The 13948-nt window shown below is 69.6% G+C and carries 13 protein-coding genes; 7 read left to right on the plus strand and 6 right to left on the minus strand.

From position 1 onward, the window contains the following. Nucleotides 1–11 precede the first annotated feature (11 nt). On the minus strand, nucleotides 12–1289 hold the full coding sequence (locus tag CGZ91_RS00810; protein ID WP_144008443.1) for a hypothetical protein: 1278 nt from the start codon (nucleotides 1287–1289) through the stop codon (nucleotides 12–14). 134 nt (nucleotides 1290–1423) lie between these two features. Here CGZ91_RS00810 and CGZ91_RS00815 point away from each other — a divergent pair, with 134 nt between their 5' ends. From CGZ91_RS00815 to CGZ91_RS00835, 5 genes are read left to right on the plus strand one after another with little or no spacing between them, the layout of a single operon-like run. Next, nucleotides 1424–2350: an ABC transporter ATP-binding protein gene (locus tag CGZ91_RS00815; protein ID WP_094452109.1), complete on the plus strand. Its 927-nt coding sequence runs from the start codon at nucleotides 1424–1426 to the stop codon at nucleotides 2348–2350. 32 nt (nucleotides 2351–2382) lie between these two features. Continuing rightward, nucleotides 2383–3174 (plus strand): ABC transporter permease, encoded by a 792-nt coding sequence (locus CGZ91_RS00820; RefSeq protein WP_094452110.1) that lies wholly within the window; start codon nucleotides 2383–2385, stop codon nucleotides 3172–3174. Beyond that, nucleotides 3171–4298: a sensor histidine kinase gene (locus CGZ91_RS14445; RefSeq protein WP_229116342.1), complete on the plus strand. Its 1128-nt coding sequence runs from the start codon at nucleotides 3171–3173 to the stop codon at nucleotides 4296–4298. The genes CGZ91_RS00820 and CGZ91_RS14445 overlap by 4 nt, the downstream gene beginning before the upstream one ends. Then, nucleotides 4295–4936 carry a response regulator transcription factor gene (locus tag CGZ91_RS00830; RefSeq protein ID WP_094452111.1) on the plus strand — a complete coding sequence of 214 codons (642 nt, stop codon included), beginning with the start codon at nucleotides 4295–4297 and terminating at the stop codon, nucleotides 4934–4936. Before CGZ91_RS14445 ends, CGZ91_RS00830 begins: the two co-directional genes overlap by 4 nt. Before the next feature lie 21 nt (nucleotides 4937–4957). Beyond that, complete coding sequence (locus CGZ91_RS00835) at nucleotides 4958–6031, plus strand: serine hydrolase domain-containing protein (protein WP_094452112.1); 1074 nt, start codon at nucleotides 4958–4960, stop codon at nucleotides 6029–6031. Here CGZ91_RS00835 and CGZ91_RS00840 read toward each other — a convergent pair. Next, nucleotides 6024–6479 (minus strand): DUF2871 domain-containing protein, encoded by a 456-nt coding sequence (locus CGZ91_RS00840; RefSeq protein WP_094452113.1) that lies wholly within the window; start codon nucleotides 6477–6479, stop codon nucleotides 6024–6026. The two genes, CGZ91_RS00835 and CGZ91_RS00840, sit on opposite strands and share 8 nt — an antisense overlap. A 206-nt stretch (nucleotides 6480–6685) precedes the next feature. On the opposite strand from CGZ91_RS00840, the gene CGZ91_RS14160 reads away from it, so the two are divergent. Beyond that, nucleotides 6686–9022 (plus strand): ligand-binding sensor domain-containing protein, encoded by a 2337-nt coding sequence (locus CGZ91_RS14160; protein ID WP_094452114.1) that lies wholly within the window; start codon nucleotides 6686–6688, stop codon nucleotides 9020–9022. A gap of 179 nt (nucleotides 9023–9201) precedes the next feature. On the opposite strand, the gene CGZ91_RS00850 is transcribed toward CGZ91_RS14160, so the two are convergent. Genes CGZ91_RS00850 through CGZ91_RS00865 form a run of 4 tightly spaced genes read right to left on the minus strand, consistent with a single transcriptional unit; the run spans nucleotide 9202 to nucleotide 12590 of the window. Beyond that, nucleotides 9202–10455: a serine/threonine-protein kinase gene (locus tag CGZ91_RS00850; protein ID WP_094452115.1), complete on the minus strand. Its 1254-nt coding sequence runs from the start codon at nucleotides 10453–10455 to the stop codon at nucleotides 9202–9204. A 5-nt stretch (nucleotides 10456–10460) separates the two neighbouring features. Further along, nucleotides 10461–11276, minus strand: a complete 816-nt coding sequence (kduI, locus tag CGZ91_RS00855; protein ID WP_094452116.1) for a 5-dehydro-4-deoxy-D-glucuronate isomerase — start codon at nucleotides 11274–11276, stop codon at nucleotides 10461–10463. 45 nt (nucleotides 11277–11321) lie between these two features. Further along, nucleotides 11322–12125 carry an Fpg/Nei family DNA glycosylase gene (locus tag CGZ91_RS00860; RefSeq protein ID WP_094452117.1) on the minus strand — a complete coding sequence of 268 codons (804 nt, stop codon included), beginning with the start codon at nucleotides 12123–12125 and terminating at the stop codon, nucleotides 11322–11324. Next, nucleotides 12126–12590, minus strand: a complete 465-nt coding sequence (locus CGZ91_RS00865) for a ribose-5-phosphate isomerase (RefSeq protein WP_094450459.1) — start codon at nucleotides 12588–12590, stop codon at nucleotides 12126–12128. Between the two features lie 93 nt (nucleotides 12591–12683). On the opposite strand from CGZ91_RS00865, the gene CGZ91_RS00870 reads away from it, so the two are divergent. Continuing rightward, the gene (locus CGZ91_RS00870; protein ID WP_179229007.1) at nucleotides 12684–13946 is read left to right on the plus strand and encodes a GNAT family N-acetyltransferase; all 1263 of its coding nucleotides are present in this window, start codon (nucleotides 12684–12686) and stop codon (nucleotides 13944–13946) included. Nucleotides 13947–13948: the final 2 nt, after the last annotated feature.

Genomic DNA, 13948 nt, shown 5'->3' on the forward strand with positions numbered 1-13948 from the left:
GCCGTCCTGATTCAGCGGCTCAGCTGCTGCCAGGCCTGCCCGAAGCCAGCTCGGACCCGGTCATCGACGCCCGGCGAGAATGGTCCGAGGTTGCCGAAGGACCAGAATGAGTACGCCTCGTAGCCGCCTTCGCGCACCATGCGGTCACTGACGATGTAGGCGCAACAGTCGGTGTACCCAATGAACCAGACTTCGCCGCCGACCTGTTCGCGGACGATCTCCTTGAGGTCGTTGCACGGTTCGCCGCCCATGGTGGCCAGCACCATCCCCGGCGCCAGCTCCACCAGACTGCAGTGCAGCGGCAGCGCGTGGGCCTGGCTGTCGTAGTGCTCGGCCATGATCCGACCGCAGGTGACATTCGGATGCCCGGCGCCCAGTGCGGTGTTGGCAGCCTGCGCTTCGAACTCGGCGCGATCCCGTACGTCCAGGGGCAGCTCCACGGTGAACTCGATCCCCCGCGGCGCCAACTCGATCGGCTCGCTCGGCGCCTCCAGCAGGGCATCCACCCGGTCGGCGAGATCCTGGGCGAACGCGTCGACGACACCGAAGTCACGCGGTTCGAAGTGGTCACCGACGATGGTCGCGACCGGCCGGGCGTCACCGGCGGCGCCTTGGAAGTACATCGGAGTGCAGCCGTAGTGGCGAGCCTCCAGCAGCTGACACAGCCGGCCCGGGAACTCACTGGTGAGCACCTGCCGGTCCGGATAGAACACCGGATGGCAGGCGTAGGTGACCATCGCGACCCGCAGCAGCCCGGACCGGTCGTGCACCTGCAGCACCGTCATCTCGGTGTCCCGGGCAGCCTCGTGGTTGGGGGCCATGGTCACCCCCTCGTCGGTGACGACGCGACGGTTGACGTTGAGGTCGATGTCACCGCGAGCCAGGCTGACGTCGCCGGGCTGCAACTGGGCGATCGCCCGGTCCAGGGAGGACATCGCTCGCTCCCGGAGCAGGCTCTCGTACGCCGGTTCGCCGCGGCCGGGGTTGTAGCTCTCGACCGCCGGCGCGTTGTGGTTGTGGACCGCCGCCACGATGACCAGTTCGGGGTCGATGCCGTGCCGCTGCTGGGCATACGCCTGGATGTCCCGGTTGAGGGCGCGGTCATGGAAGAGCAGGTCGAAGGACACCCACACCACCGTGTGCTCGCCGCGCCGCAGCACCAGGGTGCGGACGTACACCTCGTCATGGACGTCGCGATAGATGCTGTCGAAGTCACCGGTGCAGGCCAACCGCATCGGTGCGGGCGGGGTGATGATTTCGCGGGCAACGCCGAACAATGTCTCAGTCACCCGCGCCAGCCTAGTCGAATGCCCACGGCAACCGATTGCTGCGGTCGCCGACAGCGAGAACCGTGACACCTGTCACGGGTGATTCGTGACAGCTCCCCATGGTCGGGCAGCGCTGCCGGGGCGAGTCTGGAGTCATGGATTCTCCCGCAGTGCAGTTGGACCAGTTGACCAAGACCTATGGCCGCGTCCGAGCCCTCGACAACCTGTCGCTGACCATCCAACCGGGTGAAGCGGTGGCGCTGCTCGGCCCCAACGGTGCCGGCAAGTCCACCGCCACCGAGGTGATGCTGGGGCTGACCCGTCCCGACAGCGGCCGGGCCCGGCTCTTCGGCGGCGCTGCGGTGCCCGCCGTGCGCGCGGGCCGGGTCGGCGCAATGCTGCAGGCCGGGGCGCTGCTGGAGTCGGTGACGGTGGGGCGGATGCTGAAGCTGGCGCGCGGTCTGCACGTGCGCGCGCTGCCGCTGGCCGAGGTCGTCGAGCGGGCCGGCGTCGGGGACATCCTCTCCACCCGCACCACCAAACTCTCCGGCGGGCAGGCGCAGCGGGCCCGGTTTGCGCTGGCGCTGCTGTCCGACCCGGACCTGCTGTTGCTCGACGAACCGACCGTCGGGATGGATGTCACGGCCCGGCGCGCGTTCTGGGACCAGATGCGCGGCATCGCCGACCGAGATCGCACCATCGTCTTCGCGACCCACTACCTGCCCGAGGCGGACGAATTCGCCGACCGGATCGTGCTGATGGCCCATGGTCGGGTCGTCGCCGACGGTACGCCGGCCCAACTCAAGCAGCGTTTCGGCACCACTGTGGTCAGCCTGCGCACCGACGACGCCACGGGGGACACCGACTGGCAGCAGCTGCCCGGCGTGACCGATGTCGATTTGGACGGCCACCAGGTCCGGCTCACGACCGACGACTCCGATGCCACCCTGCGGGCCGCGGTCAGGCGGCCGGGCACCCGCGACTACGCGCTGTCGACGACCAGCCTCGAGGACGTCTTCGTCCGCATCACCGGCGAGGACGCGCCCACCGAGACGGACGAACCGGCCGACCACGCGGCCTGACCCGATTCCCCACCAACCCCAAGGAGTCCCCCGTGACCACCGCCACCACCACCGCACCCGTAGACACCGGGCGTACCTCCCGCACCCGACCCGGCCTGCACTATCTCTTCGCCAACCTGGGCGTGGCCATGTCGGAACTCGGCTTCGTCATCTTCACGATCGTGATGCCGGCCTCGTTGTATCTGCTGTTCTCCGAGGTGTTCGGGAGCCCGGAGACGGGTGGTCCGGAGGCGAAGGCGTACATGATGGTGTCGATGGCCGCGTACGGCTCCATGGGTGCTGCCATGTCGGCCGGCGCCCAGATCCAGCACGAGCAGCGCTCCGGCTGGTTTCGTCAGCTGATGATCACGGGCCTGACGGCGCAGGAGTTCACCATCGCCAAGATTGTCGGCGCGATGGTGCAGGTGCTGCCGGCGATCGTGGTCGTCTATCTGCTCGGCATCGCCACCGGGGTCGACCTGAGTGTCGCGACGTTCCTCACCAGCGGCGCACTGGTGTGGGTGTCGCTGCTGCCAATGGTGGTGCTCGGTGTCGCCGTCGGAGTCTGGCTGAAGCCGGAGACCGCCGGCGCCGTGGTCACGTTGCTCATGCTGGCACTCGCCGCGCTCGGCGGGTTGTGGATGCCGGTCGAGATGTTCCCCGGCTGGATGCAGACGATGGCCAAGGGGCTGCCGTCCTACTGGATCGGCGAGATCGGCCGCTCCCCGCTGCTGGAGACCGGGCCGCCGCTGGCCGGCGTGCTGGTGCTGCTGGCCTGGACCGTGGTGCTCGGCGTCATGGCCGCGATCGGCTACCGTCAGGCCATTCGTATGTCGAAGCGATGAGGACGATGACAGCCGACGCCAGTCAGGAACGTGCCGCGGTGGGGTCGCAGCTGCGGGGGTGGCTGCGGACCGGGGTACGCGGCGGGCTACCGATTTATCTGGCCTGCCTGCCCTTCCTGGGTTTCGGCTACGCCGCTCTGTGGTCTGAACCTGCACTGCCGCGCGTCTTCGGTTTTGCCCTGCTGACGGGCTTTGGGCTGTGCTACGTCGCCGCCAGCTTCTCCGGCCCGTGGTCGCTGCGGACCCGGTTGGCGTACGCCGGCACCATCACCGCCCTCTTCCTGCTGCTGACCCCCCAGCTCGGTGCGGCGGTGGTGAGCTTCAACCCCTTCTTCTCGATCGCGCTGGCCGCGACACTGCCCTGGCGGATCTCCCGCTTTGCCATCGCCCCGATCGGACTGATCTGTCTGGCAGTGGCCTACTTCTCCAACAACCCGACCGGCCTGGTCCTCAACCTGATGGCCGTGATGATGGCCTACTCGGTGGTGATGTGGGGCCACAACGCCGAAGTCGCCGACGAGTTGCGGTCGGTGCGCGCCGAGAATGCGCTGCTGGCGGTCGCCGCCGAACGGGAGCGGATCGGTCGCGACCTGCATGACCTGCTCGGTCATTCGTTGACCGCGGTCGCAGTCAAGGCCGGGCTGGCCAGGCGGCTGGCCCAGCAGGATCCGGCCGCTGCCGAGCGAGAGATGGCCGAGGTGGAGAGCCTCGCCCGTGACGCCTTGATCGACGTACGCGCGACCGTCACCGGGATGCGCGAGGTGCGACTGCCCCACGAACTGACCACCGCCCGAGCGGTGCTGGAAGCCGCCGACGTGGCCGTGACGATCTCCCCGACCGTGCCCGACCTGACCGAGGAACGCAGCGAGTTGCTCGGCTGGGCGGTCCGCGAGGCCGTCACCAATGTGGTCCGGCACGCCGACGCTCGCCACTGCAGCATCGAGGTGACCGACACCGGCGTACGGATCCGGGATGACGGGCAGGGAATCCGGGCCGCGGCCGGCAACGGTCTGCGCGGACTGCAAGAACGCCTCGAAGCCGCCGGCGGCAGTCTCAGCCTGACGCCCGGATCGACCGATGCCCGACGTCCCGGGACGCTGGTCGAGGCGAGCGTGATGACATGACCGGAGCTGTCCCCGGCACCCGGGTGCTCCTGGCCGATGACCAGACGATGATCCGCGCCGCGTTGGCGACCATGGTCGACCTCGAGTCCGACCTGGTCGTGGTGGGACAGGTGGGCAACTGCGCCGAGGTGGTCGCTGCCGCCGCGGAGTTGCACCCCGACGTGGTGTTGATGGATGTCCAGATGCCGACCGGCGACGGCGGGCCTGCGGATGGCCTGGCCGCGACGGCAGCGGTGCTGGCTGCCTCGCCGACCACCCGGGTGATCGTGTTGACGACCTTCGGTCGGCCCGGCTACCTGCGCCGCGCGATGGAGGCCGGGGCGGTCGGCTTCATGGTCAAGGACTCCCCCGCCGATACCCTGATCGAGGGCATCCGCCGGGTCGCCGCCGGCCTGCGCGCCGTCGATCCCGAGCTCGCCGCCGCCAGCCTGAGCGCCGGCCCCAACCCGCTGTCGGCACGCGAGATCGAGGTGCTCACCGCCACCGCGGCCGGCGGCTCCACCGCTGCGATCGCGGCCCGCGTACACCTGTCGGAGGGCACCGTGCGCAACCACCTGTCGGCGATCTTTGCCAAGCTCGGCGCCGGCAGTCGGGCCGAAGCGGTGGCGGTCGCGACGGAGCAGGGCTGGTTGGGCTGAACAACCTGCGATGCTGGCCGCATGCGCATCGCACCTGTGGAAGCGGCCTGGCGGCTGGTCGCCGCCGAACTCCCGGAGGCGCCGGGAGGCCCGCGGACGGCGTACACCGCCGCCAGCCTGCTGGTCGGCGACAGTGATGGCGTACGTCTGCACCGCACCGGCGGCTGGGCGGCGTACTGGCGGGATGCGACCACCCCGCTGCCTGCCCAGGACTGTGTCGAGGTGACCGACCGACACCGGTTTGACCTGGCCTCGATCACCAAGGTGGTCACCGCCGTGGTGATCCATCAACTCGCCGAGACCGACACGCTGGCCCTGACCGATCCGGTGGTGGCACATCTGCCCGAGTTCGCCGGCCCCGGCAAGGACGGCGTACGCCTGCACCACCTGCTGAGCCACACCTCCGGACTGCCGGCGATGATCCAGCTGTGGCACCACGACCTCAGCGACCCACTGGCGGCCGTGGCCGGCGCCGGGCTGGCCGCTCCGGTCGGCACCCACACCTACAGCGACCTGGGACCGATGCTGCTGCGCTGGATCGCCGAGCGAGCCACCGGCACCGCGTGGGCCGAGCTGGTGCGCACCCGGATCACCGGCCCGATGGGGATGACCGCCACTGGATTCGGGCCGATCAATCCGGCCGACGCGGTCGCGACCGAGGACTCCACCACTGCGCTGCGCGGTCACCCGCGCGGCATGGTGCGAGGCGAGGTCCACGACGAGAACGCCTGGCTGCTGGATGGTGTCAGCGGGCACGCGGGCCTGTTCTCGACTGCGGCCGACCTGGACCGGTTCGCCCGTGGGCTGGTCGGCGGGCAGCTGCTGTCGGCGCATTCGTGGGCCCGACTGACCACCGATGAACTCGGACTGGAGGCCAATCGGCCCCGCTTCATGGGCCGCCTGGCCAACCGGCCGGGTGCCCGAGCCGTTGGTCACACCGGCTTCACCGGCACCTCGATGGTGATCGACGTCGCGGCACGGGCCTGGGCGATCCTGCTGACCAACCGGGTGCATCCCACCCGGGACGGGCTCTCGATCCAGCCGATCCGAGCCGCCGTCGGCGATGCCTTGGCCGACGCGATCGAGCTCAGCTGAGCGCGGGCTCGGCAGTCGGGGCGGCCGCCTCGACAGTGGCTTGGCTGGCCTTGATGGCCTTGCGCAGGGCAAGGAAGAACAGGATGAAGGCGGCGGTCAGGAACATGTGCCCGAGCCCGGAGATACCGGCGAAGGCGGGGCTGGTCAGCGGCGTGCCGAGCACCGTCATGGAGCCGCGCACCGCCATCATCACGCCGGTCAGGACCAGGCCGATGTGGAAGGTGATCTCGAACCACCCGAACAGCTTGCTCCGTGACATCGCGAACACCTTCTCCAGGGCCAGCACGACCAGCAGGAAGACGGTGCCCAGCACCAAGAAGTGGGTGTGGACCAGCCCGAGCTGGCTGTCCTCGGCGAACTCGTGGCTGCGGGTCAGTTCCCGATAGAACAGGCCTCCGGCCAGGCCGAGAACGGTGTAGAGGGCGGATGCGGTGAACAGGCGATTCACGGGGTTCTCCTTGCTTGGGATGGCGACACCAACCACCTCACCACCCCGGCGTGACGAATCCATCAGCCGTTTTGTTGATCTTCGGCTCGGTTGACCGACGGACCCCGTCGAGTCCGATCCGCAACCGTCCGCAATGTTGCACAAGTGTTGCAATCGGGTCGCGCCGGCCCTAGCGTGAGCCTCACCACCACCCAACGGAGGGTTCCATGCACCCCGCACCCACCCACACCGTCTCGCCGGTCCGCACCGGTCGGGGCTGGCTCACCACTCTCGTCATCACCGCCGCGCTGGCTCTGCTGGACACCGGCCTGACACCGGTGTACGCCCAGTCGACCGAGCCGACCGACCCGCGAGTCCAGGCGATCCTCGACCAGGATCCGGCCATCGAGCACCTCGGCACGCCGGTCACTTCCCACAGCCCCAGCCAGTCCGCGCTGGGCCAGGAGGACGGCCGCTGGATGAACTATCAGGTCTACAAGGGCGTCGCGACCTCGGAGTATCCGGCCGTGTTCGCCGTCACCGACGTGGAGACCGGCGAAATCCTGCGCACCTGCACCCTGGAGGGCGCCGAACATGCTCGCAACCTCAACAAGGCCTCCGACGGCAAGATCTACTGGGGCACCTTCTACAACGACGACTTCTGGCAATACGACCCAGAAACCCAGGAGTGCCGCAACCTCGGTGTCATCGACCCCAATGAGGGCAACTCCGAGGTCTTCGGCCTGTCACCCGGCCCCGACGGCACGATGTTCATCGGCGCCTACCCGGACTCCCGGCTCTATCAGTACGATCCCGCGACCGACGAGATCACGCTGCTCCACGCCGTCGATCCTGACGAGGAGTACATCCACTCCATCGCCTATCGCGAGGAGACCGACACCCTGTACGTCGGCACCGGCGGTCAGCACCCCACGCTCTGGAGCATCGCCGACGGCGGCCACGGCGAGGTGACCCTCTTCGCCGACGACACGACCGTGCCCGGCCTCAACGACACCGGCGAGTGGTTCGGCCGGATGGACATCGTCGAGGACCGGATCGTGGCCCAGGTCGGACTGCGGATGCTGGTGATGCAGTTCGACGGCACCATCGACTTCTGGGAGCCGGAGAGCTCCAACCGCTTCTTCGGTCACCACTCCTGGGCGGGCACCGAGCCGGGCCAGATCCTCTACTCCGGCCCGGACCTGCAGCTGTGGCAGTACGACGTCGCCACCAAGGAGACCGCCACCACCGGGCTGCAGCTGACCTCCTATGTCTCCAACGCGGAGATCGCGGTCGTCGACGGTACGCCGATGCTCTACGGCACCGAGGTCGGCAACGTCATCATCGCCAACCTGAAGACCGCCGAGATCGTCTCCCGGAAGGAGATCGACTTCCAGCAGCCGACCGTGCTGCGCACCCTGATCAACGGCCCCGACAACACCTTGTGGATCGGTGGCGCGTACGGCGGGTTGGCGAAGGCCGACAAGACCGGCGAGAACCACGAGTACAAGACCGAGCGGTCGGGCTTCTTCAGTGGTGTCACCGCTGGCGACAAGCTCTATCTGGGCTCCTACGGCAACGCCCAGTTCTGGGACATGCCGCTGGAGAGCGGCCAACCGAAGCTCATCACCGAGGGCGTCAAGGAGGGTCAGGACCGGCCCTTCACGATGGACTACAACCCCGACCGGGGCGAGGTCTACATGGGCACCGTCGCCGGCTACGGCAAGAACCAGGGCGGCTTGATGATCTACGACACCGCCACCGAGGAGGTCACCTGGTTGACCACCGAGATCACCGTGGACCAGAGCGTGATCTCGGTGGCGTACAACCCGGTCGACCAGCTGGTCTACATCGGCACCACGCTGGACGGCGGCAACGGTGCACCCGAGGCTGAGCCGACCCGCGCCGATTTGATCGTGTGGGATCCGGAGACCCGCGAGGTGGTCTCGCGGATCGAGCCGGTCGAGGGCGGCCGGGAAGGCATCACGGGCCTGGCTGTCGACCCCGACGGCAAGGTCTGGGGCGTCGGCGAGGACTCGTTGTTCGTCTACGACCCCGCCACCGGTGAGGCCGAGGTGACCGGGACGGTGGCGCCGCGCTATCGAGTCGACGGCACCTACTGGAAGTGGGCGACGCTGGGCTGGTCCGAGTCCGGACAGGCGATGTACGGCCACGCCGGGTCGAACGTGTTCCGCATCGATCCGGAGACCGGCGAGCCGACCCGACTGGTGACGGGCGTGAGCGAGTTCGTGGTGGACCCGGTCGGCGACCTCTACTTCAGCGCCGGCGCCCACCTGTTCCGCTACCCCGGCACACCGGAGGAGACGCCGACCCCGACGCCGACCCAGGGGCCCACGCAGACCCCGGCGCCGACCTCCGAGCCGTCCGCGACGCACCCGGCCACCTCGGGGGACCCCTCCCCGAGCGCGTCGGTGACGTCCTCGTCGACCGGCGGCAGCAGCCGACCGGGACTCCCGGACACCGGTGAACCCACGGCGGCTGCGCCACTGGTGGTCATAGGAGCGACGATCACTGCGGGCATCTGGCACCTGCGACGGCGCTGATCGGGCTCGCTGAGCGCCAGTCTGTCTCGAAAACCGCGCCCCAGCGGCGGTAGGTCGCAGCTAGGCGGTGCAAACTGGTCGATCTGACCGTCGTTTGTGCATACCCACGCCGACTGAGTCCACCATCGCGATGGCGCGGGTGCTACGACCCGAAGGGCATGAGCCCGCCCGGCTGACCCTCAGGGAAACAGCGTGAGCCAGGCCCTGACCTCCGGCTCCGGCTCGCGCGCCAACAGCCGCCGCCGATGCAGGCTCGCCAACTCCCCCGGCGTCATCCCCCAGGCCGGGCCCAGGTCGAGCTGGACCGGCTCGGGCAGCAGCGCCAGCGCCACCGTCGCGATGGCCCGTTCCGGCGCCGACGCCGGCCCGCGGCCGGGCAGACCGTGCCCCACCATGGCGGCCCAGCGTTCGGCCACCGCGGCGTCGGCACGCTGCAGCACCGTGGCGACCTCATCGGGCAGGGCCGGCGCCACCCGGCGCAGCGTCGCCAGCGCCGCCCCCGGCGTGATCGTGGCCGCCTGCACCGCGGCCAGCCCGGCCCCCGGGACCGCCGGGCAAGCCGTCAGCGCCGCCACCACCAGGCTTTCGTCGCGACCCCACCGCAGCGCGTCCCCCACTGCCGCCACCACGGCCAGCGGCCCCTCGCCGACCTCGGTGGCCCGGTCCAGGTCCGCCTCGAGAGCCTCGGCGTCATCGGCGCCGCTACGCAGCCACTCCTGCGCCAACACGCGCGCGGCGGCGTCGGGCAACCGCCCGGAGGCGGGCAGGTTCGCCGGTCGCCAGGTGGGCTGCTGGCTGAATTCGACGATCGTGGTGCCGTCGGCCTGGTGGACCAGCCAGGTCTGTTGCTCCTCGCCGTCGAGCGACACCTCCTGCACCTCGATGGCCGCATCGGGCAGCTCGAGCTCGGGGTCTTCACCGGTGGCGAGGTCGATCGCCGGCCACCATGGCGGCAACAGGTGGGACCGCAGCGCCGTCACCGTGGCGAATCGTTGCCCCGACAGGCTCCACAACCCCCGCTGGCCCGCCTCGACGCGCAACTCGATCGCGGCCCCCGGGCCCTGCGCCAGCGGCAGCGTGCCGCGTTGCATCCGCAGCCCGACCGGCTCGGCGCCCAGCCAGGACAGGAAGCCGTGGGCGCCGCCACCCCATGCCCAGGCGCCCGGACCCTGGGCCGCCAGGCGTACGGTCGCTGGCTGTGCGCCCGCCGACAGGCTGGCCCGCAGCAGCCACGGCCCATCGCCGTCGGGCAGGTGGTGGCGCAGCGTCAGCTGGCCACCACCGGGCAGCGAGAAGTCGGACTCGACCTCGTCGATGTCGACGCGGTCCTCCAGCCAGGTCGCGGGCCTGCCGGCCTCGTCGAGCACGCTCAGCTGGTGGTCGCCGAGGCGGGCCACCCCGCTTACGACCTGCAGCCCCGCCAGATCCGGCACCGGCCTCAGCGCAGTTCGGTGATCGGGCGGTGGTCCATGTCGTCGAAGGCCTGGTTTTCGCCGGCCATCGCCCACACGAAGGCGTACGCCGAGGTGCCGACGCCACTGTGGATCGACCAGCTCGGCGACAGGATCGCCTGCTCGTTGCTGACGATCAGGTGCCGGGTCTCGCTCGGCTCCCCCATCAGGTGCACGACGCGGGCATCCTCGGGCACGCGGAAGTACAGGTAGGCCTCCATGCGCCGGTCGTGGGTGTGGGCCGGCATCGTGTTCCACATGCTGCCCGGGTGCAGCTCGGTGAAGCCCATCACGATCTGGCAGCTCTTGACGCCGTTCTCGTGGATGTACTGGTGCAGCGTGCGGCGGTTGGACGTGAGCTGGTCGCCCAGCTCGCGTACGTTGCCGTCCTCGGGACGCACCAAGGTCGTCGGGTACGCCGTGTGCGCGGGGGCGCTGTAGAGGTAGAACCGGCCCGGCGCCGACAGGGTGACCTCGCCGGAGCCGCGCCCGACGTAGAGGCAGCCGGTGGTCGGCAGCGTGTAGGTCTCGCCGTCCACGCTGACCTCGGCCTCCTCGCCGATGTTGATGATGCCCAGCTCGCGGCGGGCCAGCAGCGAATCGGTGTGGAGTTCCTCGGGCGTCGGGATGACCAGCGGTTCAGTGGTGGGCACACCGCCGCCGACCAGCACCCGGTCGATGTGGGAGAAGACGAAATTCACCTCGCCGTCGACGAAGAGGTCCTCGACGAGGAAGCGGCTCCGCAACTCGTCGGTGCCCATCGTGGCAACGTGATCAGGGGCGCAGGCGTACCGAATGTTCATGCCCGCATCCTAGAGCCGCGCCCGCCACGGGTGCACCGGTCTCGCTCAGCCGCGACGCTGGCAGTTGGCGCACCAATAGAGGTTGCGGCCCTCCAGGGTGCCCGAGCGCACCGGCGATCCGCACACCAGGCAGGGCTGGCCGGCCCGGCGGTAGACATAGACCTCGCCGCCGTGCGGATCGTCCCGGGGCGCCCGGCCGGTGACCTCGGGGGCGTCCTCGGGGCGCACGGTGTCGATGCGCCCGTCGCGTACGCCGGCGGCCATCAGCACGACCAGGTCAGTCCAGATCGCCTCCCAGGAGGCCCGACGCAACAGTTTGCCCGGGCGGTCGGGCCGGATCCGCTGCCGAAACAGCACCTCGGCGCGATAGATGTTGCCGACGCCGGCGGTGATCTTCTGGTCCATCAGGAGCGCGCCGATGCTGCGGCCGCTGCGGTGGATCCGCTGCCAAGCGACCTCGGGGTCGGCGTCGGCGCGGATCGGGTCAGGTCCGAGCGGCGCCACCGCGGCGTCCCGCTCGGCGCGGGTGATGAGGGCGCAGTGCTGCGGGCCGTGCAGGTCAGCGGCGGTGCTGTCGTCGGCGATCCGCAGCCGCACCACCCCCACCGGCGGCGCGAGCGGATGGATGCGCAGTTTGCCGATCAGGCCGAGGTGGATGTGGACGATGCCCGGCTCGAAGTCGACGAAGAGGTGTTTGCCGTACGCCTCGGCGCCCAGCAACGGTTGCCCGTCCAGCAGCGCCGCGGAGTCGGCGAACCGACCCTGCGGCGAGGTGACCTGCACCGTCCGGCCGGCGAAGTGCTCATCGAGCGCGCCGGCGAGTCGGTGCAGAACGTGCCCTTCGGGCACTCAGCTGGCCTGGCCCGGACGGCTCGCCTCGTAGGCCGCCATCTTGTCGATGCGGCGCTGGTGCCGCGCCACGCCGGCAAACTCGGTGGCCAGGAAGACCTCTACCATCGCCCAGCATTCGTCGATGCTGTTCATCCGGCCGCCCAACGAGAGCACGTTGGCGTTGTTGTGCTCACGGGAAAGCTTCGCGAGCTCGGTGTTGTACGCCAGCGCCGCGCGTACGCCGGTGACCTTGTTGGCGGCGATCTGTTCGCCGTTGCCCGATCCGCCCAGCACGATGCCCAGCGACCCCGGCTCGCCGACCACGGCCTCGGCGCAGGGGATGATGAAATCGGGATAGTCGTCCTCGGCGTCGTACTCGTGGGCGCCGTGGTCCACGACGTCGTGGCCGGCCTGCTGGAGCCGCTCGACGAGGGCCTTCTTCTCCTCGAAAGCTGCGTGATCGGTCGCAATGTGTACGCGCATGGGGACATCTTGGCAGAGTCTCACCGCGTCTCGCCGCGACGGTCGGCCCACCCGATGCCGGGTGTCTTGCCCGCGTCGCTAACGTGGCTGCTTGTGACTGAGCTCAACCATGACGTCATCCGTACCGCCGAGACCCCCAACGACGACCGCATGCGCGGCTGGTGGGAGACCGTCCGGCTCGGCTTCCACGACACCAGGGGCACCGACGAGACCTTTGAGTTGTGGCGCAGATGGACCGTTGCGGATGAGGGCGTCCTGCGCGCGGCGTACGCCCCTGGTCGCGAGCACGGCCTTCCCAGCGATTGGCCGGTCGGCACCCTGTATGCGGCGCCGGGCTCGATCAATGCCGGCAAGGATCCGGTCAGGGCCACCCTCATCACCGATGTGACGGTGCGTCCCACCCATCGGCGGCGCGGCATCCTGCGCACCATGATGACTGCGCAGCTCACCGAGGCGCGCGAGGCCGGCGTACCGCTGGCGGCGCTGACCGCCTCCGATGCGCGGATCTATGGCCGCTTCGGATTTGGGATGTCGACGGTGCAGAACATCCTCGAGGTCGACACCCGTGGCTTCGAGTTGCGCCATCAGCCGGCCGGCACGGTGGAGTTTGCGGATCCGTGGCAGTTGGGTGAGCTCTATGACGACCTCAATGCCCGCTTCCACCAGTGGATGCCCGGTTCGGTGGGGCGGCTGAGCTTCCACCGACCCCTCGACACCGGCGAGGTGACCGACGAGGGCAAGCCGAATCCGCACCGGCGGGCGGCGCTGCACTACGACACCGACGGCACCATCGACGGGATGGTGCTCTTCAACATCGACGAGGGCGGCAAGTTTTCCGAGCGCACCGCCACCATCGTCGACATCATCTTCACGACCTGGGAGGCCTATCTGGCGCTGTGGTCCTTCCTCGGCAGCATGGAGTTGGTGCTGTCGGTGAGCTGGCGGCGCGGTCCGGTCGCCGACCCGCTGCCGTGGGCGATGGCCGACTCACGCGGCTACACCGTCAAGGGCCGCAAGGACTTCGTGTGGACCCGGGTGCTCGACCCGATCGCCGCCTTCACCGAGCGCGGCTATGACCGCACGGGGCAGGCCGTCATCGAAGTGGCCGACCCGATGGGCTTCGCCGAGGGCCGCTTCCGGATCGACGCCACCGCGGACGGTGCCGAGGTGACGCCGACCAGCGAGGAACCCGACGCGACGCTGGATCCGGAGGCGCTGGGTTCGCTCTATCTGGGCGGCGTCCAGACCCGCGAACTGGCCGCAGCCGGCCGGGTCCGCGGCTCGGATGACGGCATCGACCGACTCGCCCAGGTGATGGACACGGAACGTACGCCGTACAACCAGGCCAGCTTCTGAGG

This window comes from Parenemella sanctibonifatiensis, from assembly GCF_002250565.1.
Taxonomy (GTDB): domain Bacteria; phylum Actinomycetota; class Actinomycetes; order Propionibacteriales; family Propionibacteriaceae; genus Parenemella; species Parenemella sanctibonifatiensis.

What these genes read in the sequence shown, in the direction of transcription:
- CGZ91_RS00830 (WP_094452111.1), top strand. Translation starts at nt 4,295, where the DNA reads ATGACCGGAGCTGTCCCCGGCACCCGGGTGCTCCTGGCCGATGACCAG.
- CGZ91_RS00815 (WP_094452109.1), top strand. Translation starts at nt 1,424, where the DNA reads ATGGATTCTCCCGCAGTGCAGTTGGACCAGTTGACCAAGACCTATGGC.
- CGZ91_RS14160 (WP_094452114.1), top strand. Translation starts at nt 6,686, where the DNA reads ATGCACCCCGCACCCACCCACACCGTCTCGCCGGTCCGCACCGGTCGG.
- CGZ91_RS14445 (WP_229116342.1), top strand. Translation starts at nt 3,171, where the DNA reads ATGAGGACGATGACAGCCGACGCCAGTCAGGAACGTGCCGCGGTGGGG.
- CGZ91_RS00835 (WP_094452112.1), top strand. Translation starts at nt 4,958, where the DNA reads ATGCGCATCGCACCTGTGGAAGCGGCCTGGCGGCTGGTCGCCGCCGAA.
- CGZ91_RS00865 (WP_094450459.1), bottom strand. Translation starts at nt 12,590, where the DNA reads ATGCGCGTACACATTGCGACCGATCACGCAGCTTTCGAGGAGAAGAAG.
- kduI (WP_094452116.1), bottom strand. Translation starts at nt 11,276, where the DNA reads ATGAACATTCGGTACGCCTGCGCCCCTGATCACGTTGCCACGATGGGC.